Consider the following 20,077-nt stretch of genomic DNA (forward strand, 5'->3'; position numbering starts at 1 on the left):
CTCCACACCGTGTCCCGCCGCCGTGGCCGGGACCGGAGGAGGTGCTCGTGAGCGAGCTGTCCGTCGTGCTGGAGAAGCAGTCGTTCCTGGAGGGGCCGCGGTGGTTCGGCGGCCGCGTCTTCGTCAGCGACTTCTACACCCATCGCGTGCTCAGCCTCCTTCCCGACGGCTCGGACGTGCGGGTCGAGGCCTCGGTCCCGGCCCAGCCGTCCGGCACCGGGCTGCTGCCCGACGGGCGGCTGCTCATCGCATCGATGCGGGACCAGCGGATCCTGCGCCGCGAGGAGGACGGGACGCTGGCCGTGCACGCCGAGCTCGCCGGGCTGACCACGAGCGTCCTCAACGACATGGCCGTCGACCCGCAGGGCCGGGCCTGGGTCGGGTGCTTCGGCTTCGACCTCATGGGCGGTGCCTCGATGCAGCCGGCGGTGCTGATGCGGGTGGACCCGGACGGCACGGCGGAGGTCGTCGCCGAGGACGTGCTCTTCCCGAACGGGACGGTCGCGGACGGCGAGACCGTGATCGTGGCGGAGAGCTTCGGCAACCGCATGACCGCGTTCGACGTCGCCGCCGACGGCAGCCTGACGAACCGCCGGGAGTGGGCGACGTTCGGTCCCGCGCCGCAGACCACGGACGTCGGCGAGGCGCTCGGCTCCCTGGCCGTGGTGCCCGACGGGATCGCCGAGCCGGACCGGGACGGCGCGATCTGGGTGGCGGACGCCGGCAACAAGCGGGCGGTGCGGGTCCTGGAGGGCGGCGAGATCACCGACGAGATCTCCACCGGGGACGACGAGTGCTTCGCCGTCGCGCTCGGCGGGGAGGACGGCCGGACCCTCTTCCTGGCCTGTGCACCGAGCTTCCTCGAGCACGAGCGGCGGCACACCCGCGACGCGCGCCTGCTGTCCACGCGGGTGGGCGTCCCCCTGGCGCTGTAGCCGTGCCGGCCCTCGACGACGGCGCGTGCCGCAGCCTCGTCGCTGCCGCACCCGTCGGTCGGCTCGCGACCCTGCGCCCGGACGGCACCCCGCGGCTCGTCCCGATCACGTACGCGCTGGTGGGCGGCCTGGTGTGCTCGGTCGTGGACGAGGTCAAGCCGAAGGCGAGCACCAGGCTGGCCCGCCTCGCCGACGTCGCGCGGGACCCGCGGGCGGCGCTGCTCGTCGACCACTACGCCGACGACTGGTCGCAGCTGTGGTGGGTCCGGATCGACGCCACCGCGGCCGTCCACGAGTCCGGCGGCGTCAGGGACCGCGCCCTGGACGCGCTGTGCGCGAAGTACCCGCAGTACGCGGCGGCCCGCCCGTCCGGCGTCGTCCTGGTGCTCACGCCCACCGCGTGGAAGGGCTGGTCCGCCGACGGCGGTCGTGCGCGGTAGTCGTCGCCCTGGCAACGAGATCCGCGCACGGGCGCGTCAGCGCAGGCCGGAGACGAACGCCGCGGTGGTCGCGTCGACGATCGCCGGGCGTTCGAGGTGGGGGGAGTGGCCGGACCTCAGCATGAGCAGGTCCACAGGCCCGGTGGCGGCGTCCCGGACGGCCTCGACGTGCACCGCGCTGCCGTAGGGGTCCCGGTCGCCCTGGATGCCGAGCACCGGGCAGGAGATCGCGGTGAGCTCCGGGCGCAGGTCCCAGTCCGTGAAGGCCGGGTCCAGCCAGACGTCGGTCCAGTTCCGGAAGGTCACCTCGGCGTCGCGATGGTGCCGGGCCATCCGGGCGGCGAGGTCGCCGTCGTCGTAGGCCTTCTTGGCGGCGGCGATCCCCTGGAGCCCGAGGTCCTCCACCAGTACGTGCGGTGCGAGCACGACCAGCCCGCGGACCGGCAGTGCCGCCGCCGCGAGCAGGGCGATCGAGGCGCCGTCGCTGTGCCCGACGAGCACCGGCTCACCCAGGTCGAGCGCGTCGATCAGGGCGGGGACGACGGTTGCGGCCTCGTCGTGCATGAACGACGTGCTGCGCTTGTGGGCGGGCAGGTCCGAGAAGCCGTGGCCCAGCCGGGAGTAGGCGACGGCGCGGCGGCCGGTGGCGGCGGCGAGCCGCTGGTGGAAGCCGCGCCACAGCCCGACCGACCCGAGGCCCTCGTGCAGGAACAGCAGCGGCGCCGCCCCGGGGTCCCCCGGGACGTCCTCGTACTCGTAGCCCGCACCGGCGAGCATCACGTGCGGTAGTGCGGTCACTCCGCGATGCTAACCATCGAGCTCGGCGACGAGTTTGCGCGGCGCGACCTCCCGGTACGCGTCGGTGACGATCTCCCCGACCTCCGCCCAGTCCACGTCGACGTCGAGGTAGACGCCCAGCCAGCCGCGCCCGCCCACGTACGGCGGCCGGAAGAACCGCTGCGGATCGGCCGCCACCAGCTCCTCCTGGGCCCCGGCCGGGGCGGCGCACCAGAACGCGAGCCGGTCGTCGTGGTGGTGGTCCGCGAACATCACGAACGTCCTGCGGACGAACCAGGTGGGCTCGCCGTGGCTGACCTTCTCGGTGACCCCGGGGAGGGCGAGGCAGAGCTCCCGGAGCCGTTCCAGCGGGCTCACACCGGCACCGCCCGCGGCTCCCGGTTCCCGGTCGGCGTGCTCCTCGGCGTCGTCCGCATCCCGTCGAACCCCTTCCCGTCCGGCCCGCGCCGCGGCCCCGGTCCGTACCCACGATAATCTTGCAGCGCCAGATCGACGTCGGACCGTGATCAGGATGGCCCGGACGGGTGGTGGCGCGCCAGCGCCGGTGCTGTTCAGGGGTTCCGGCGCGCCCCTACGATGTCGCCGACGGGCCGGGGGACTCCGTCGAACGGGAGGCTGTCGTGGGATCGGACGACGGGCTGTCCGCGCGCGTCGTCGACGACGCCCCGGTGGGTCTGTTCGCGCTGGACGCCGACGGCGCCGTCCTCCTGTGGAACGCCGAGGCCGAGCGGCTCTCCGGCTGGTCGGCCGCGGACGTGCTGGGCCGCAACGGTTTCGCCGACGATCGGTGGCCCGTGGACACCGTCGGCGCCCGCCGCATGCTCGACGAGCTGGAGGCCGGCCGCCGGTTCAGCGCACCCCTGCCGGCGGCGGTGCCGAGCGGACGCACGCTCTACGTGCACGCGGCCCCCGGTGGTCCGGGCGGGGCGCCCGTCGTCGGGGTCCTGCAGGACGTCGGGGACGCCCTCGTCGGGCCGGACGCGTTCTCCCTGCTCGACGCGCTGTGGCAGAACGCCCCGGTCGGGCTCGCCTACTTCGACTCCGAGCTGCGCTACCGCCGGGTCAACGGCGCCGTGCTGACGATCGACGGCGGCACGTCGGACCAGCGCATCGGCCGCACCCTCGAGGAGCTGCACGGGGAGACCGGCCGGCGCATCGCGGACCTGCTCCGCGAGGTGATGCGGAGCGGCCGGCCGCAGCTGGACGTCGCGCTGTCCGGCCGGCTGTGGGGCGGCTCCGGACCGCTGCAGTCCTGGCTGTTCAACGTCTATCCGGTGCACGGCCGCAACGGTTCGGTGACCGGGGCCGGGCTCGTGGTCTCCGACGTCACCGAGTCCGAGCGCACCCGCGCCGAGCTCGCCGAGCTCGCCCTGGGCCGGGAACGGGCGCTGCGCCGCTACCAGAGCCTGGTGGACGCGACCACGGCCGCGGTCTGGATCCGGCTCGCCGACGGGAGCGCCGGCGAGGACGCCCCGGAGCTGCGGGCGATCACCGGTCAGCGCCCCGAGGAGTACCTCGGCTGGGGTTTCCTCGACGCGATGCACCCGGAGGACCGCGCGGCCGTCCGGCAGGCGTGGCTGCACGCCGTCGAACACGCCCTGGCCGAGCCCGGGAGCCACGCGGTCTTCGAGCACGTGTACCGGCTGCGGACCGTGTCCGGGACCTACCGCTGGTTCCGCAAGCGCGCGGTGCCCGTCCTGCTCGACGGTGGCCTCTCCGAGTGGGTCGGCACGGAGAACGACATCGACGACGAGGTACGGGCCCGGCGCCGGATGGAGATCCTCGCCGGGGCGACCCTGGCGGTGAACCAGGCCCTGGACCCGGAGACCGAGCTGGAGGCCCTGGCCGAGGCGGTCGTCCCCGAGTTCGCGGACATGTGCCGGGTCTACCTGCTCGACGACGACCACCTGCACGCCAACCGGGTCACCGGGCGCCGTTCGGTGACCCGGGTCGCGGTCGGCCTGCCGCACGTGCCGGGCGACGAGCCGCGCTTCGTGTTCGGGCCGGGGCACCCCGTCGCGCGTTCGGTGGTGACGACGGAACCGGTGCTCGACCCCGGGCCACCGAGCGCGGACTCCTGGCCGGGCACCGACGCGATGCTGGAGTGGTGCGTCGCCGTGCGGATGAACTCGCGGCTGGTGGCGCCGGTGTTCTCCGGCGGGCACGTCGTCGCCGCGCTGGTGTTCGTCAGCTGCGGGGACCGGGCCGCCTACACCGCGGACGACCTGGCGCTGGTCAAGGAACTGGCCGCCCGGGTGTCGGCGGCCGTGGAGCAGGGCCGCCGCTTCCAGCAGACCCGCGAGGTGTCCGTCGCACTGCAGGACTCGATGCTGACCGCGCCGCCGACCGCCGCGGAGATCGGGATCGGCGGCATCGAGCTGGACGCCCGGTACCTGCCGGCCGCGGCCGAGCTCGAGGTCGGCGGGGACTGGTACGACGCGTTCCGGCTCCCGTTCGGGGACCTCGCGCTCGCCGTCGGGGACGTCGCCGGGCACGACCTGGCCGCCGCCGCGACCATGGGCCAGCTCCGCAGCATGCTGCGCGCGCTGGCCTACGACAGCGACGGCGACCCGTCGGACGTGCTGCGCCGGCTGGACCGGGTCTCGACCCGGCTCGCCGTGACCCGCTTCACGACCCTCGTCCACGGCCGGGTGCTCGCCCGGCCCGGGCCCGGCGGGCTGACCAGGGTGTTCCGCTGGTCCAACGCCGGACACCCGCGGCCCGTGCTCGTCACCCCGGACGGGACGGCACGGTTCGTCGAGGGCGTCGTCGACGTCGTGCTCGGCGTCGAGCCGGACCGGCTGCGGCACGACCAGGAGGTCGAGCTGCCGCCCGGGTCCACGCTGCTGCTCTACACCGACGGCCTGCTCGAACGGCGCGACGACCCGGACGACCGGGCCGGCCAGGACCTGCTGGACCTGGCCGGTCAGGCCGCCGGGATGGCCGTCGCGGAGCTGTGTGACCACGTGGTGCAGGGCAGCAAGGCGGACACCGGCGACGACGTCGTGGTGCTCGCGCTGCGGGCCCTGTGACCGGGCCTCAGCGCAGGGACGTCTCCGCGTACACGGCCATCGCGTCGCGCAGGTACGCGGCGAGGCCGGGCTCGTGCGCGTCGATCGTCGCGGTGAACCGCTCGTCGTCGACGTACATCCGCCCCAGGGCGGCGTAGGCCTCGCCGTCCGGCGTCCAGAACCGGCTGACCCACGCGTGGTGGGCCGCGACCGCCTCCTGGACCTCGGCCCCGTCGACGGGCGCGCCGGCCCGCTTCGCCGTGGCCAGACGGGCGTGGACCGCGTCGCTCTCCTGCTTGATCGCCGACTGCTCCTGCGGGCTCCGGCCCGCCGCCCGCCGCTGCGCCTCGACCGCCGTGTCCCCCCAGCGCTCCCGCGCCTCCTCGGCGTACGGGTCGTGGGCGAATCCGTCGAACATGTCCTCGGTCGCCATGATCGTTCCCCCTTCCTTCTCCTCGATGGTCTTGGCGACGGTGTCCGCCAGCCGGCGGAGCCGGTCGGCGTCGGAGAGCAGGCGCTCGCGGTGCCGGCGCAGCGCCTCGACCTCGTCGGTGGTCCCGTCGAGGACGCCGGCGATGTCCGGCAGGCCGAGCCCGAGCTCGCGCAGCAGCAGGATGTGCTGCAGCCGCAGCAGGCGCGGGCGGTCGTAGAACCGCAGGCCCCCGGGCCCGTGCCCGGCCGGCGTCAGCAGCCCGACGTGGTCGTAGTGCCGCAACGTCCGCGAGCTGACGCCCGCGAGCCGGGCCAGCTCGGCCGTCGACCAGCGCATCCGCCCCGCCTCCCTTCCGTCGAGGGGAACGGTAGGAGTTGACGCTAGGTCAACCGCAACCCTGCAGGCCCGTAGGGTCGAGACCGTGCTCTCGTTCGACGGACTGGTGGCCCGGGTGCGGGAGCGTGCCGGGGACGGGACGACCCGCGTGATCCTCGGCATCGCCGGCCCGCCGGGCGCGGGGAAGTCCACCCTCGCCGAGGAGCTCGCCGCCGCGCTGCGGCCGGTCCCGCCCGCCGGGCACCCGCCGGGCGAGTGGGTCGCGCACGTGCCGATGGACGGCTTCCACCTGGCCGATGCCGAGCTGGTCCGGCTGGGCCGCCGGGACCGGAAGGGCGCTCCGGACACCTTCGACGGCGCGGGCTACCTCGCGCTGCTGCGCCGGCTCCGCGCGGACGACGAGCCGATGATCTACGCGCCGGCGTTCGAGCGGGAGCTGGAGCAGCCGCTGGCCGGCGCGATCGGGGTCCCCGCTGCGGCCCGGGTGATCCTGACCGAGGGCAACTACCTGCTGCTCGACGAGCCCCCGTGGCCGGACGTGGCCGGCGCGCTGGACGAGGTCTGGTTCTGCGGGCTGGCCGAGGACGTCCGCGAGGAACGCCTGGTGGCGCGGCACGTCCGGTTCGGCAAGGAGCCGGGGTTCGCGCGGCGGTGGGTGCACGACGTGGACGGGCCGAACGCGGAGCGGGTCGTGGCCACGCGCGGGAGGGCGGACCTCGTCGTGCCGTCGGAGGTGCTCGAGGGCCTCGGCACCCCGCCTCGGGACACCGTGCCCTAAGGCACCGGCCGCCCCGGCCGGCCGAGCTGGATGTCGCACTCGATCACGGTGGCGTCGATGCCGGTGAGCTCGGCGATGAGCTCGCGGGCGGCGTCGTCGGCGTCGCGGAGGTCCAACACGCTCGTCGCGGCCTCGATCGCGGGGACGTACAGCACGAGCCTGCGTTCCGAGGCCCAGGCGACGACCTCGAAGCGCCGTGGTCCGGTCACGCGGCAACGGTAACCCGCGCGCCGGAGCAGGGCGACAACTCAGCCGCAGGGGGTGGTGGAGCAGTCCTGCGGCCCCGGCCCGGCGTCGGGGGCGGGCGGCGTCGTGGTCGTCGGCTCGGGGTCCCCGCCGAACAGCGTGCGCCCCTCGGCCGGGTCGCCCTGCTGGTCGGGTGCCGGTGCCGTCGACTCGTCCGCGGGCGGGGCGGCGGGATCCGACGGCGGAGGCGGCGGGACCTCACTGCCCGACGGAGGTACCGAGGGTTGCGCGGAGGGGATCGGCGTCGGGGTGGCCGAGGGCGTCGGCGCGTTCGGCGGCAGGTCCGAGGGGGCCTCACCGATGGGCGTGAACGTCCCGAAGCCCTCCGTCGGTTCGTCCTCCACGGCGTCGGACATGAACCGCTGCCACACCTTGCCCGGCACCGTCGCGCCCTCGATGGGCCGGCCGGACGCCGTGCGGATCGGGGAGTTCATGTCCGTGCCGATCCAGACCGTCGTGGACAGGGTCGGGGTGAAACCGCTCATCCACGCGTCGTTGTTCTCGCCGTCGAAGCGGGACTGGACGGTGCCGGTCTTGGCTGCGACGGGCTGGTCCCCCGGCAGCTCGAGGCCGTCGTTCGGGGCGACGCCGAGCATCGCCTCGGTGACGTTGCGGGCCACCTGCTCGGAGAAGCGACGCTCGCCCGAGGACTCCGGCGCCTGGTAGAGCACCCGGTTGTCCGAGGTGACGATGCTGGAGATGACGTGCGGGGAGTGCCAGACCCCGCCGTCGGCGATCGTGGCGTAGGCCGAGGCCAGCTCGAGCGGGGTGATCTCCTTGTTGCCGAGCGCGAGGCGGGCGTCCGGGTCGTCGAGCGGGGACGTGATGCCCGCGGCCTTGGCGGCCGCCGCCACGCTGCCCGGACCGACCTTCGCGGCCAGCGTCGTGAACACGACGTTGTTGGAGATCGTCATGGCCTGCTTGACGTCGCAGCGGGCGCAGTCCGCGCCGTCGGCGTTGCGCAGGCCCTTCTGCTCCTTGCCGTTGAAGGTCGTGCCGAGCCCGATCGGCGGATCGTGCATCAGGGCGGCCAGGGCGACGAACGGCTTGAACGTCGAGCCCGGCTGCTTGCGGACCTTCGCGTAGTCCAGCCCGACGCCGTTGTCCCCGCCGTAGTAGGCCTTGATCCCGCCGGTCCGCGGGTCGACCGCGACGACGGCGGACCGCAGGTTCCCGGGCTGCCCGGCGAGGGTCTGGTGCGCGGCATCCACGGCCTTCTGCTGCTGGTCCGGGTCGATCGTCGTGGTGATCCGCAGGCCGTCCTGGGAGAACTCCTGGTCGGAGATGCCGAGCGAGTCCAGCTCGGCCTTCACCGCGTTGACGAGGTGGCCGCGGCTGTCCGAGTACGAGCCGGAGGACCCGATGCGGCGCTGGGCGGTGGCGGGGAAGGTCGCGGCGGCGCGCTCGGCCGGGGAGAGCCAGCCCTGCGACACCATCCCGTCCATCACGAAGTCCCAGCGCTGCACGGCCTTGTCCGGGTCCAGCGCCGGGTCCCAGCGCGACGGGGACTGGATGACGCCGGCGAGCAGGGCGCCCTCGGCCGCGGTGAGCTGGGAGACGTTCTTGCCGAAGTAGGCCTGGCTCGCGGACTGGATGCCGTAGGCACCGCGACCGAAGTAGATCGTGTTCAGGTAGTCGGTGAGGATCTCGTCCTTGGACTTCTCCTGGGAGACCTTCAGCGAGATGATCAGTTCCTTGTACTTGCGCCAGATCGACACCTGGTCCCCGACCAGGGCGTTCTTCACGTACTGCTGGGTGATCGTCGACCCGCCGCCGACGCCGCCGCGCAGCTGGTTCCACGCGGCCCGGGCGATACCCGAGAAGTCGAAGCCGGGGTTGGAGTAGAAGCTGCGGTCCTCGGCGGACAGCACGGCGTTGCGCACCGGGACGGGGATCTGCTCGGTGGCGACCTTGGTCCGGTTGCCCTGCTCCGGAACGAGGCGGGTGAGCTGGCTGCCGTCGGCGTAGGAGATCAGGGCGACCTGGTTGTTGACGGCCTCGTCCGGGGTCGGGACGGCGAAGAAGAGCCAGCCGAACCCGAGCATCGCCAGCGGCAGCAGGACGACCGACGCGATCCCGCCGAGGACACCGAACCTGATCCGCCTGCGCCGGCGCGCGGTGCGCTGCTCGGGCGTGAGCGGGCGGCGGTGCTGCGAGGTCGCGCGGTCCCCGAGGGCCCGGCGCAGCAGGTCGAGCGGGCCCCGAAGACCGCGCCGGGACGTGGCCGGTGCCGGGGTGACCGCCGCGGTGGCGACCGTCGGCTCCTCGCCGGTGTGGGTCTGCCCGCCGCTCGTCGACGGTGGGCGGAGCGCCGGGATGGTGGACGCAGAGTGACGCTTCGCAGCGGCCGGCTTCGGGGTCTGCCACCAGCCGACTCCGGTGGGACGGGTCGCGCCGCGGCGCCCGGAGTGCGACGACGGGGCCTGGCGCGGAGCCCGGGGAGGCACGGGACCGCGGTTCTGTGGCACCGAGTCGCCCCCTTTCACGTTCCGGTGTCGACCGTACGGCGGACGTCGTCACGCCGTTCGGCCCTTCTCACCGCCTGACACGAGGTCAACGGCCCGGCGAGGCAGTGCGGTGCGGGGGTGCCGCTCAGATCACCCGAACGTCGGTATCGAGCCCGGGCGGACCGCCCCGGCGTGCGGGAGCATGATCACATCGGGTGACGACGGGCGGGGCCGGGTCCGGGCCCTCCGGAGGTGATCGGCTCCGCGTAGGGTCGGCCCGGTTTCGCGCGGCCGGGAGCGCGGACGACAGGAGGGTGCGCACGTGGGTCGGATCGCAGGAGTGCTGGGCGGGGCCGCCGCGGCGGTGGGCGCGCTCGGGGTCGCGGCGGCGGTCGGCGCGCGCAGGCCGGTGATCACCCGCTGGCCCCTCTCGATCGGCCAGGTCGCCCCGTGCCTGCCGGCGTCGGAGGCGCCCGGTCCCACCGGCGCGATGTTCGGGACCGTGGGCCTCGCGGCGCTCGCCACCCGGACGCCGCTCGGCTGTGCGGCGGCGGCCCTGAACGCGGTGGCCGCGGCCGGCATCGCCGGGATGCGCGGTGACGCGGAACGGTCGGCCGCCGTCCTCGACGACGCCCTGCTGCAGCTCGGTGGAGACCCGGACGAGCTTCCGCCCGCCGAGCCCGTGCCCCCGCTCGCGCGCCGGCTGCGGGAGTGGCGCACCGCACCGGGGCGCTATCGCGTCGCCGTCGACGTGCCGTACGGCGACCTCCCCGTCCAGCTGCTCGACATCTGGGCCGACCCGTCGATCCGGCGGTCCGGCGGCCGCGGGGCGCCGGTGCTGCTGCAGGTGCACGGCGGCGGCTGGACCTTCGGGGACAAGGCCGGCGACGCGCGCCCGCTGATGGCGTACCTCGCGGAGCGCGGCTGGGTGTGCGTCTCGATCGACTACCGGCTCGGGCCGGGTGAGCGATGGCCGTCGATGATCGTCGACGTGAAGCGGGCGATCGCCTGGGTCCACGACCACATCGCCGAGTACGGCGGGGACCCGGAGTTCGTGGCGATCAGCGGGGGCTCGGCCGGCGGGCACCTCTGCGCTCTGGCGGCGACGACCCCGAACGACCCGGAGTTCCAGCCCGGCTTCACCGACGCGGACACCACGCTCGCGGCCGCGGTCCCGTTCTACGGCGTGCACGACTTCACGGCGGACGAGAACGGGCTGTTCGCGCTGCTGGAGGGCAAGGTCTTCACGACCACCCCGATGGACGACGAGCACGGCTACCGGCAGGCCTCCCCGGTGCACCGGGTCACCCCGGACGCGCCGCCCTTCCTCGTGATCCACGGGGACACGGACACGGTGGCGTCGGTCGGGCAGTCCCGGCGGTTCGTCGCCGCGCTGCGCCGGATCAGCCGGTCGCCGGTCTGCTACGCCGAACTGCCGAACGCCCAGCACGCCTTCGACGCGTGGCCGACCCGGCGGACGTCGCACACGGCGACGGCGGTCCACCGGTTCCTGACCGTGGTCCACCGCCGCCACCTGGCGTCGGCCGGGGCGCGGGCACGTGCCTGACCGTCCTTGCCCGGCCGTTCCGCTCGCGTCAGGGAGCCACGCGAGCGGAACGGCCGGAAATCTCTGCCGCGAGCTGCGGAGCCGGGCCTCAGCCCGACAGGAGCGCCGCCATCCGCTCCCGGAGCAGGGTGGCGGCCGAGTACGGACGGACCATGACGGTCAGCTCGGTCGGCGTGCCCTCGTCGTCGGTGCGCAGGATGTCCACGCCCTCGAGCTCGCGGTCCCCGATCCGGGCCCGGAAGACCAGGACGTGCCCGAGCGTGCCCGGGACGCCGTCGAACTCGTCGGTGTAGCGGAAGTCCTCGAACACCTGCACCACCGCCCGCAGGATCGCGCGCAGCGCCTCCCGGCCCTCGTACGGCTTGTGCACGATCGGGGAGTGGAAGACGGCGTCGGGCGCGAAGAGGTCCGCCGCGGCGTCCGGCTGCCCGGCCTCGACGGCCAGCCGGAAGCGGGCAACAGCGTTGTCGGTGCTCACGCGAGCATCACAGCACAGCTTGCTCACCGGGACGGCGGCGCAACTCCCATCGCGTCCGCGACCAGTTCGTAGGAACGGATCCGGTCGTCCGGCGAGTGCGTCTGGGTGGTGATCATCAGCTCGTCCACCCCGGTGCGGTCCACCAGCTCCTCGATGCCCTTCCGGGTGGTCTCCGGCGAGCCGATGATCTGCTGGGACAGGCGGTCGTCGACGAAGGCCCGCTCGGCCTCGGTCCACTGGTGCGCCTCGGTCTCGGCGAGGCTGGGCATGAGGCCCGGACGGCCGAGCCGCAGGTTGAGGAAGGACAGCGCGCCCGGCATGGAAAGCCGCATCGCCTCCTCGTCGGTCTCCGCGCACAGGACGTTCGCGGCGATCATGGAGTAGGGCTCGTCGAGCGTGGGCGACGGGCGGAACGTGCGCCGGTAGAGGTCCAGCGCGGGCAGCGTGTTCTCGGAGCTGAAGTGGTGCGCGAAGGCGAACGGGATGCCGAGCGTGCCGGCGACCTGCGCGCTGTAGCCGCTCGAGCCGAGCAGCCACATCGCGGGCGCGTTCCCCGTGGCGGGGACGGCGAGGACCGGCGCGTCGCCGCGGAAGTAGGCCGAGAGCTCCGTGAGCTGCTCGGGGAAGTCGTCGACGCCCTGGTCGGGAGCCTGACCACGGCGCAGGGCGCGCGCGGTGCGCTGGTCCGTTCCGGGGGCGCGACCGATGCCGAGGTCGATCCGGCCGGGGTGCAGCGCCTCCAGCGTGCCGAACTGCTCGGCGATCACCAGCGGCTGGTGGTTGGGCAGCATGACGCCGCCGGATCCGAGCCGGATGCTGGAGCTGTGGGCCGCGAGGTGCGCGATCAGCACCGCGGGGAGGAGCTGGCGATGCCGGGCATCGCGTGGTGCTCGGCCACCCAGTAGCGGTGGAAGCCGAGTTCCTCGGCGCGGCGGACGAGCCGCGTGCTGCCGGCGAGTGCGTCGGTCGCCGACGAGCCGGAGCCGACGGGCACGAGGTCGAGGACGGAGAGAGGTACCACGCGTTGCACAACGGTCCGTACCGATCGTTTCTTCCCGGAACGGTCAGCGGTCCTCGGCGGAGCGCTCGGGCTCCAGGGCCGGGGTGTCGATCCGCGGCCCGGCGACCGGGTGCCCGGCGATCCGGACGGCGTTGCGGCCCGCCTCCTTGGCCGCGTAGAGCGCGCGGTCCGCCAGGCTCAGGACCTGCTCGATCGTCGTCGACGCCTCGGGCGTCACGATCGCCCCGCCGGCGCTGATGCTGAGGTCGGCGATGGAGAGCGGGCCGTCGGGCGTCTCGATCGGGACATCGAGGTGCTCGACCCGGATCCGGATCCGCTCCGCGACCATCCGCAGGCCGCCGACGGGGTGGTCCTCGGGCAGGCCGGGCAGCAGGACGACGAACTCCTCGCCGCCGAACCGGCCGACCAGGTCGTTCCCGCGCACCTCGTCCCGCACGGCGTCCGCGACGGCGGCCAGGACGCGGTCCCCGGCGAGGTGGCCGTGGGTGTCGTTGACGTTCTTGAAGTGGTCCAGGTCCAGGACGAGCAGCGCGAACGGGGTGCTGCCGCGGCGCGCCCGGCGCAGCTCCTGGCCGGCGCGGACGTTCCAGGCCGCCGCGGTGAGCAGCCCGGTCTTGCCGTCCGTCGAGGCGGCCGCGGCCAGCTCGCGGACCAGGACGGCCCGCTGCAGCACGAGGATCGGCGGGAACGCGAGGAGGACGAACCACCACGAGAAGGTCAGCGTCAGGGCGAGCATCGCGCCCAGGCAGAGCGTCGCGACCTCGACCATGATGTCGTCGAGGTGGCCGAACAGGTCCGTCGGCCGGGCCTGCGGGTCGTTCGCGGCCACCGCGGCGGCGATCAGGGCGCTGTTGACCGTGGCGTAGGCCGCCGCGGCGAGCAGCAGCACGGCGAGCCCGGCCAGCCCGTGCAGCGACAGCCCGGGGGCCGCGGCGCGCAGCACGATCTCGTGCGCGGCCTGGACGGCGAGCAGGACCGTCGAGGTGGTGAAGACGTGCCGGTAGAGGGGGAAGCGCGCCGGCTTCCACACCCGGAACCAGAGATGCGTGTAGATGACGACCACGGCGGCCGTCGCCATGGCCGGGGGAAGCAGGACGGCGGCGGCGAAGGTCCAGATGGTGCTGAGGTCGGTGTAGGACTTCTCGCCCACCCGGCGGCGGGCGCGCTCCACACCCGTCGCGATCTCGGTGTGGGCGATGCCGGTGACCGCGAGCAGCAGACCCAGGAGGACAGCGGACACCGAGGGGTCGGAGGCGATCGCCGTGGCGACCACCAGACCCGCGGCGCACGACTCGACAACCGCGAGGGCCGCGATCACTCGGGTGGACTGAGTCCATACCGCCCACCGGGTGATGCCACACCTCCGTCGAGGTGACTGTCTCAAGGGAGCGACTCCTGTCCAGCACACTGACGTAGCAGGGACCCGAGAGTAGTCACATGATCACCGAAACCTGATACCCCGAAGAGGTAGAGGATCGGCGACCGCTGACTACGCAGGGTCACGATCCTGGGGAGTGATTCGTCGTGTCATGGGCGGCCTGAAGCTCGCCGGCCACCGCGGCACGACTGCGTTCGGAGGTCATCGTGCCGTCTCGCGACCGCCTCGTCGAGCCGGGAAGGGGGATTCGTTGTGCCCGACCGTGCCTGGTGGTGGCCGTCCGTCGATACACGGAACGTTTTCGGGTCGAAGGAGGCCGTCATGCGCAACCGCGCCTGGTGAGTGTGAGGGCGAGGGCCGTGTCGCAATCACCACCCGGAAGGAGTAGGCCGTGCAGAACAGAGCCTGGTGACCCGAGTCACCTCGCGCCTGGTTGATCGTTGAAACACATGGAGTCGTCCGGAGGGAGGGCAGGACATGCGCAATCGCGCCTGGTGAGAGGACCGAGAACGCCATGACCAAGGGGAGGTGAGCGACGTGCGCAATCGTGCCTGGTGACGCAGATCAGAAGATCGAGGTTCCGCAGGGGGCCGTTTCCGCCGGAGGAGGAGAGCAGATGCGCAACCGCGCCTGGTGAGAACCGCAGTGAACCGCCGTCGATCCGTACCACCGACGAGGAGCCCGTCGTGCGCAATCGCGCCTGGTGACACCGCAGAACCCGGCTTCGACCGGGAAAGGTCCGTCGACCGAGAAAGGAAGGCCTTCGTGCGAAACCGTGCCTGGTGAGCCCCGAACCGCCGACCGTACCCGTCCCTCCCGTTCCCCTGGTGCCCGTACCGTCGCCGTGCACCGCGTTCCCCGACCGCTCTCCCGATCTCCCGGAACTCGGGACGCACCGAGTTCGAATGATTACGCTGGGGCGCGGGCCGTGAGGCCCCGGATCGAGCGTGCCCGGGCGGGGGGATCGTGCGACACGGACGTGGCCACACGGCGAGCGTCTTCCGCAACCCCGAGTTCCGCGCCCTCTGGGCCGCCGAGCTCGTGTCGGTGGCCGGGGACCAGCTCGCCCGGGTCGCCTTCTCCGTGCTGGTCTACGGACGGACCGGCTCCGCGGCGTGGGTCGCGGCCGTCTATGCGCTGACCTTCCTGCCCGCCCTGCTCGGCGGCGTGCTCCTCGGCTGGGTCGCGGACCGCCTCCCGCGCCGGCGGGTCATGGTCGTCGCCGACGCGGCGCGCGCGCTGCTCGTCCTCCCCCTGGCCTGGCCCGGGCTCCCGTTCGCCCTGCTCTGCCCGCTGCTGGTGCTCGTCGTGGTGCTGGCCTCCCCGCACAGCGCGGCCCAGGGCGCCCTCCTCCCGGACGTGCTGTCCCACGGCGACGAGCTCGAACGGGGCTTCGCAGTCCGGCAGATCACCAACCAGACCGCGCAGATCGCCGGGTTCGCGGTCGGCGGCGTCCTCGTCACCCTGATCGGCCCCGAGATCGCGATCCTGATCAACGCCGGCACGTTCCTGCTCTCGGCCCTGGTCGTGCGGCTGGGTGTACGCCGCCGCCCCGCCCCGCCCCGCGGCCCCGGCCTCGACGCCGCCTCCGGGTTCCGGATTTTCACCACGGACATCCGCGAGGGCGCCGCAGCCGTGTTCACCCATCCCGGCCTGCGGACGCTGGCGGCCGCCGTGTGGCTCGTCGGCTGTTACGTCGCGCCGGAGGCGCTGGCCGTGCCCTTCGTCGACGACCTCGGCGCCGACCCCGCCGCCGTGGGGCTCCTGATGGCGGCGGACCCGGCCGGCAGCGTGATCGGCGCCGTGATCGTGAGCCGCTGGGTGCCCGACGCCTGGCGGGAGCGGGTGATCATCCCCGCGGCCGCGCTCGCGGGGCTGCCGCTCGTGGCCTCGCTGTTCGCGCCGAACGTCGCGGTCGTCGTCGTCCTGTGGGGCCTTACCGGGGCGCTGTGCACGATCAGCCTCGTCCCGGCGCAGGCAGTCTTCGTCCGGACGACGCCCGGTGCGGTGCGCGGGCGCGCGACGGGGCTGGCCGCGTCCGGCCTGATCGCCGCGCAGGGCCTCGCCATGCTGGTCTGCGGGGGAGTGGCCCAGATCTGGTCCGCGGGTGTCGCGGTCGCGGTGTGCGGCGCGGGCGGGCTCGCCGCGGCGCTGGCCCTGGGGGCGACGCGCGGCGGGCGTGAGGTCTCCGCGGCGCACCGGGTCGACGGCGACGCGAGCTGCGCGACGCCCTGACGCCCGCGGAGGAGACCCGCCCGGCGGTGCAGGGACGGTGCGAGGATGCGGTCCGGACGGACCGACGGTCACCAGGAGCGGTTGGCCGGTCCCGTGCGGTTTGCCCGCCGCGGTGTGGCGAGCGGCGTGCGGCTGGACGTTCCAGTCTCCGACACCTGCGGGGCCACCCACGGGTGGACTTCGGGCCTTCGGTCTCGCACTCCCTGGCCGGCGCTCCGGCTCTGGGACCGGTTCCGCGCGGTGCGTCACTGAGCCGGACGGACGAACGCGACACGGCGTCTGCGCGGAGGCCCAGGACGATCACGCGCGGCGTCGCCCCGAGACGCGCGAACCTGAGAACGGGGAGGCACGGTGCGCCTCCGCACGGCCGCGGAGACGATCTTCTTCTTGGCCCAGCGGGATGCGCCGAAAAGGTCGCCGGGCGGTACACCTGCGCCGTGTGCAAGGGTATGTCGTGGCCGGTCTCGGGGACGTGGTGACGAGACTTCTCGACATATCGGGGACGTCGTACTCCTGCATTGTCGACGGCGCATCGGCCCGCATTCTGGCGGAATCCGGAGAACGGTCGGACGACACCGTCGATCCGCTCGTTCTCGTGCCGTTGGCCCGCGTGCACGGTTCGGACGGCGCGGCGGTCGAGGACGTCATGATCACGTCCCAGCGGTGGCTGCACGTGCTGCGCCCGGCCGTGGACCCGGACGGCGCCGAGCTGCTCCTCTACATCCTGCTGCGCCGGGGCCCGGCGAACCTGGCGCTCGCACGCCGCGAGCTCGGCGCCGCCAGGGCGGCGCTCGCGAGCGGGCGGCCCTTCTCCCCGAGGGTCGGACCCGGGGTGACCGGCCGCACCGACGGCTCCACGGGTGCGCCCCCGCAGGGCAGGGACGGGCCCCGCGTCGGGACCGGCGGCAGCGGGACCCCGGCGCCGGTGCGGGGGACGCCGACGCCCACCGGCTCGCTCGCCGGGTCCCTGTACCGCGTCGCGGGGCCGCGGCCGAACGGCGGCGCAAGCTCGGTCGACCCGGTGAATACCCAGGTCAGCCGGGATGTCGACGCCAGGGTGCCGGCCCCGCGTCGCGGCGGCGCCCCGCTGGTCCGGCCCGCCGAGAGGCCCCCGCCCGCGCCCACCCGGGCGGCGGGCGCCGAGGTCGGGGGGCGCGCCGTGCCGTCGGGGGCCCGTGCCGCCGGTCCCGCACGCCCCACGGCTCCCGCGTCGGACCGCGCGCGGGCGCCGGCGCAGCGGCGCGACGGCCCGGCGAGGAGTCGGCCCGCCGGGGCCGTCGAGCGAGGACCGATCGCCGCGCTGCCCCGGAGGCCGGGGACGACGGTCCTGCCCCGCCTCGAAGAGCAGGACGGCTCGGGCGCGCCGGTCCCCGAACGGCTCGGCCACGAGCCCGTCCCGGCCCCCCGCGGCGTCCCCGCACCGGAGGCTACGCAGTCCTGGGCGACCGACGCGCCGGCGCTGCGACGCCTGCTCGTCGCCTTACGCAGACTGGTGTGAAGAAACTCCGGCGATAACGCTCACCTTCCACTACTCGACCCCCGGCTTGATTCGGCAGCGAAGTCAGCTAATGTTCGGGTTCCCCGAACCGCCCCCCGTGAATGTGAAGATCGCGCCTCCTTCGGGGCCGCGATCGGAGGTAGACATGAGCAATATCGACCATTCCCTCGACATGGCCGCCAACATCAAGGGCGCGTTCGCCGTCGCCCTGGTGGACTACGACAGCGGCATGACGCTGGGCTCGCGCGGTGGCAGCGCAGAGTTCGACCTGGACGTCGCGGCGCCCGGCAACAGCGACGTCATCCGCACCAAGATCGAGGTCGTCGAGAAGCTCGGCCTGCGGGAGTCCGTCGAGGACATCCTGATCACCCTGGACACCCAGTACCACCTGCTGCGCCTCATCCGCGGCCTGCCCGACGAGAAGCTGTTCTTCTACGTGGCGCTCAACCGGGCGCAGGCCAACCTGGCCATGGCGCGACGGGACCTGAAGGTCATCGAGCAGGAGTTCTACATGTCCCACCCGGCGTCGAACCAGCCCCGGCAGGGCGGGCAGAACGCCGACCAGTACTTCCAGCCCACCGCCCAGCGCTGACCCGGCGCGCGTCAGGCATCCCCGGAGCGTGAACCCGCTCGTGCCGCCGTCACCGAACGGCGAGTCCGTCCCCGGCAGTCCCGGTGTGCTCCGTGGAGCAGGGCGGGAACTCGTCCGCCTTCCCGCGGTGCTCGCCTGCGCGTTGGTGGACGCGGGGAGCGGGATGGTGCTCGACGCGCATGTGACGGGCCGGACACCGGGCGGCGTCGACGGCCTGGCCGACGTCGCCGCGGCGCAGCTCGAGCTCGTCCGTACCGCCGAGGACCTGCGGGCGGGGGCTCCCTGGGCCGGGCACCCGGCGGAGATCGTGGTTGCCCACGGCCCGGGGCTGTTCCATCTGGTCCGGCCCGTCGCGGACCCCTACGGTGACGGGCTGGTCCTCGCCGTCCTGGTCGCCGCGCCGGAACGGAACCTGCGCCGGGTCCGGCGGAAGCTCGACAAGATCGAGCCCGCGTCCCTGGTACCGGGCAGGCCGGTCGCCGCGCCCCGGGAGACTCCGCCCGCTCCGGCTCCCCCCGGGAATCCGTGGCGACGGCGGCCCGCAGGCCGGTGGTCCGCGGCGCGGGACCCTTCGGCGGGGAAGCTTCGGTCGTTCGGATCGCGGGGCCGGGCCCCGTAGCTGGTTCCGGGGCCGCGTTCCGGCCCTCCGCGACCGGGCCGGAACGGGGGACCCCGGGACCGCCGGACCGGCCTGCCCCGGATCGGCCTGCCCGGACCCGATTGCCCGCTACCGGCCTGCCCCGGGCCGCCGCCCGGACACCCCTCGTCCGGGCGTCTCCGAGCCGGCCCCGGCCGTGCCCGGTCTCGGGCAGATCGATCCCCGCACCGCCGCCGGGCTCGCGGGAGCGGCCCGCGGGCACTTCGGCTGGTTCAACGACGACCGCCTCGATCCCGCCCCGGTGCCCCCCGGACGTCCGCGGCCCGCCTCCTCCCTGTCCGCGATTGCGGCGGGACGGCCGCGGCGGTCACCCGGGGAGCGAGCGCTCCCCGAGCGCCCGGTCGCCCGGGCCCTCCGCTCGACGGGCACCGGCCCCGCCGACGGTCCGCCGCCGCGCTCCTGATCCGGTCAGGGGTGCATCCGCAGCCCCCTTCAGGATCTTGTCGATGGCGGGCTTCACCGCGTCCGCGTAGGGCTCGCCGACGTCCCGCGCACCGGCCTCGTACGTTCCTGACGTGCGCACACCGCGCAGGTCAGGGCGTGGCGTCCGGCGTCGCCCGGCATCACCGAGGTCTTCCACGCCCGGATCACCGACACGCCTACCCGTCCACCCCCACGACGCCTGGACCCTGCTGATCGTCGACGACGGCGCCGTCCGCTTCGACAACGACCGCACGGAGCACGGCGCCCTGACCTTCCTGGCCACCCTGCTGCCGCCGCACGTCCCGCACGACGGGCGCGCCGCCACCCCGCTCGGCTTCCGCGAACGCGTTCTCCACCTCGACGCCCGCGTGCTGGGCGAGGACCTCGTGGGGGCGTCCGTCGACAGCCCCGGCTCGCGGACCCGCTCCGGCGCGAGCGGATCCACCAGTTGCACCGGGCATTCGACGGCTCGGGGGAGGAGCTCGAGGCGCAGAGCCGCCTCTCCCTCATCCGGGCGCGGCCGGTACGCCGTCGAGGCGGGACCGGCCGCTGGCCCGCCGGCTGCGGGAGCTGCTGGACGCCCGTGTCGTCGACGGGCTGACCCTCGACGCCGCCGCCGGCGCGCCGCACGCGACCCCGGCACACCTGGTCCGTGCCTTCAGCCGGGAGTCGGGTTCTCCGACCAGCCGCACCTGACCAGGCACTTCATCCGGATGCTCGGGGCCACCCCGGCGCGGTACGCCGCATCCGGATCCGCGGGGAACCCGGTGGATGCGCCCCTCTAGCATCGGGAGGGTCAGTTC

The 20,077-nt window shown here is 74.1% G+C and carries 18 protein-coding genes and 1 pseudogene; 10 read left to right on the plus strand and 9 right to left on the minus strand.

Features of this window, described 5'->3' with window-relative positions; all coding sequences use genetic code 11:
- Positions 1-47 precede the first annotated feature (47 nt).
- Both WBK50_RS14390 and WBK50_RS14395 read left to right on the plus strand, forming a co-directional pair.
- Entirely contained in the window at positions 48-935 is an 888-nt protein-coding gene (locus tag WBK50_RS14390; RefSeq protein WP_341336103.1) for an SMP-30/gluconolactonase/LRE family protein, read from the plus strand.
- Positions 936-937: 2 nt separating this feature from the next.
- Positions 938-1,375 (plus strand): TIGR03668 family PPOX class F420-dependent oxidoreductase, encoded by a 438-nt coding sequence (locus tag WBK50_RS14395; RefSeq protein ID WP_341336104.1) that lies wholly within the window; start codon positions 938-940, stop codon positions 1,373-1,375.
- Positions 1,376-1,411: 36 nt separating this feature from the next.
- Here WBK50_RS14395 and WBK50_RS14400 read toward each other — a convergent pair whose 3' ends face one another.
- The gene (locus WBK50_RS14400; RefSeq protein ID WP_341336105.1) at positions 1,412-2,173 is read right to left on the minus strand and encodes an alpha/beta fold hydrolase; all 762 of its coding nucleotides are present in this window, start codon (positions 2,171-2,173) and stop codon (positions 1,412-1,414) included.
- 9 nt (positions 2,174-2,182) lie between these two features.
- Positions 2,183-2,530 carry an MmcQ/YjbR family DNA-binding protein gene (locus WBK50_RS14405; protein WP_341336106.1) on the minus strand — a complete coding sequence of 116 codons (348 nt, stop codon included), beginning with the start codon at positions 2,528-2,530 and terminating at the stop codon, positions 2,183-2,185.
- 263 nt (positions 2,531-2,793) lie between these two features.
- Here WBK50_RS14405 and WBK50_RS14410 point away from each other — a divergent pair, with 263 nt between their 5' ends.
- Positions 2,794-5,205: a SpoIIE family protein phosphatase gene (locus tag WBK50_RS14410; RefSeq protein ID WP_341336107.1), complete on the plus strand. Its 2,412-nt coding sequence runs from the start codon at positions 2,794-2,796 to the stop codon at positions 5,203-5,205.
- A gap of 7 nt (positions 5,206-5,212) precedes the next feature.
- Here WBK50_RS14410 and WBK50_RS14415 read toward each other — a convergent pair whose 3' ends face one another.
- Positions 5,213-5,953: a MerR family transcriptional regulator gene (locus tag WBK50_RS14415; RefSeq protein ID WP_341336108.1), complete on the minus strand. Its 741-nt coding sequence runs from the start codon at positions 5,951-5,953 to the stop codon at positions 5,213-5,215.
- An 85-nt stretch (positions 5,954-6,038) separates the two neighbouring features.
- On the opposite strand from WBK50_RS14415, the gene WBK50_RS14420 reads away from it, so the two are divergent.
- Complete coding sequence (locus WBK50_RS14420) at positions 6,039-6,731, plus strand: nucleoside/nucleotide kinase family protein (RefSeq protein WP_341336109.1); 693 nt, start codon at positions 6,039-6,041, stop codon at positions 6,729-6,731.
- Here the strand turns inward: WBK50_RS14420 and WBK50_RS14425 are convergent.
- Positions 6,728-6,940 carry a hypothetical protein gene (locus WBK50_RS14425; protein WP_297499296.1) on the minus strand — a complete coding sequence of 71 codons (213 nt, stop codon included), beginning with the start codon at positions 6,938-6,940 and terminating at the stop codon, positions 6,728-6,730. The genes WBK50_RS14420 and WBK50_RS14425 overlap by 4 nt on opposite strands.
- A 39-nt stretch (positions 6,941-6,979) precedes the next feature.
- Positions 6,980-9,424: a transglycosylase domain-containing protein gene (locus tag WBK50_RS14430; RefSeq protein ID WP_341336110.1), complete on the minus strand. Its 2,445-nt coding sequence runs from the start codon at positions 9,422-9,424 to the stop codon at positions 6,980-6,982.
- 322 nt (positions 9,425-9,746) lie between these two features.
- Here WBK50_RS14430 and WBK50_RS14435 point away from each other — a divergent pair, with 322 nt between their 5' ends.
- The gene (locus WBK50_RS14435) at positions 9,747-10,991 is read left to right on the plus strand and encodes an alpha/beta hydrolase (RefSeq protein ID WP_341336111.1); all 1,245 of its coding nucleotides are present in this window, start codon (positions 9,747-9,749) and stop codon (positions 10,989-10,991) included.
- 88 nt (positions 10,992-11,079) lie between these two features.
- Here the strand turns inward: WBK50_RS14435 and WBK50_RS14440 are convergent, their stop codons facing one another.
- The 3 genes and pseudogenes from WBK50_RS14440 to WBK50_RS14450 all read right to left on the minus strand — a co-directional run bounded on the left by WBK50_RS14440 (position 11,080) and on the right by WBK50_RS14450 (position 13,808).
- Positions 11,080-11,469 (minus strand): nuclear transport factor 2 family protein, encoded by a 390-nt coding sequence (locus WBK50_RS14440; protein ID WP_341336112.1) that lies wholly within the window; start codon positions 11,467-11,469, stop codon positions 11,080-11,082.
- Between the two features lie 23 nt (positions 11,470-11,492).
- Positions 11,493-12,499: pseudogene (locus WBK50_RS14445) on the minus strand (LLM class flavin-dependent oxidoreductase).
- Positions 12,500-12,533: 34 nt separating this feature from the next.
- On the minus strand, positions 12,534-13,808 hold the full coding sequence (locus tag WBK50_RS14450; RefSeq protein ID WP_341336113.1) for a sensor domain-containing diguanylate cyclase: 1,275 nt from the start codon (positions 13,806-13,808) through the stop codon (positions 12,534-12,536).
- A 1,026-nt stretch (positions 13,809-14,834) separates the two neighbouring features.
- Between WBK50_RS14450 and WBK50_RS14455 the strand changes: the two genes are divergently transcribed.
- The 4 genes from WBK50_RS14455 (at position 14,835) to WBK50_RS14470 (ending at position 18,812) form a co-directional block, all read left to right on the plus strand.
- Positions 14,835-16,103 carry an MFS transporter gene (locus WBK50_RS14455; RefSeq protein ID WP_341336114.1) on the plus strand — a complete coding sequence of 423 codons (1,269 nt, stop codon included), beginning with the start codon at positions 14,835-14,837 and terminating at the stop codon, positions 16,101-16,103.
- Between the two features lie 610 nt (positions 16,104-16,713).
- Positions 16,714-17,601, plus strand: coding sequence for a hypothetical protein (locus WBK50_RS14460; RefSeq protein ID WP_341336115.1), 888 nt, complete (start codon positions 16,714-16,716; stop codon positions 17,599-17,601).
- A gap of 145 nt (positions 17,602-17,746) precedes the next feature.
- Entirely contained in the window at positions 17,747-18,193 is a 447-nt protein-coding gene (locus WBK50_RS14465; protein WP_341336116.1) for a hypothetical protein, read from the plus strand.
- A gap of 28 nt (positions 18,194-18,221) precedes the next feature.
- On the plus strand, positions 18,222-18,812 hold the full coding sequence (locus WBK50_RS14470; protein WP_341336117.1) for a hypothetical protein: 591 nt from the start codon (positions 18,222-18,224) through the stop codon (positions 18,810-18,812).
- 346 nt (positions 18,813-19,158) lie between these two features.
- Here WBK50_RS14470 and WBK50_RS14475 read toward each other — a convergent pair whose 3' ends face one another.
- Positions 19,159-19,374: a hypothetical protein gene (locus WBK50_RS14475; protein WP_341336118.1), complete on the minus strand. Its 216-nt coding sequence runs from the start codon at positions 19,372-19,374 to the stop codon at positions 19,159-19,161.
- Between WBK50_RS14475 and WBK50_RS14480 the strand changes: the two genes are divergently transcribed.
- Complete coding sequence (locus tag WBK50_RS14480; RefSeq protein WP_341336119.1) at positions 19,367-20,059, plus strand: AraC family ligand binding domain-containing protein; 693 nt, start codon at positions 19,367-19,369, stop codon at positions 20,057-20,059. The genes WBK50_RS14475 and WBK50_RS14480 overlap by 8 nt on opposite strands.
- The last annotated feature ends 18 nt before the right edge of the window (positions 20,060-20,077 follow it).

The organism is Pseudonocardia sp. T1-2H, from assembly GCF_038039215.1.
In the GTDB taxonomy this organism is placed as follows: Bacteria; Actinomycetota; Actinomycetes; order Mycobacteriales; family Pseudonocardiaceae; genus Pseudonocardia.

What these genes read in the sequence shown, in the direction of transcription:
- WBK50_RS14415 (WP_341336108.1), bottom strand. Translation starts at nt 5,953, where the DNA reads ATGCGCTGGTCGACGGCCGAGCTGGCCCGGCTCGCGGGCGTCAGCTCG.
- WBK50_RS14465 (WP_341336116.1), top strand. Translation starts at nt 17,747, where the DNA reads ATGAGCAATATCGACCATTCCCTCGACATGGCCGCCAACATCAAGGGC.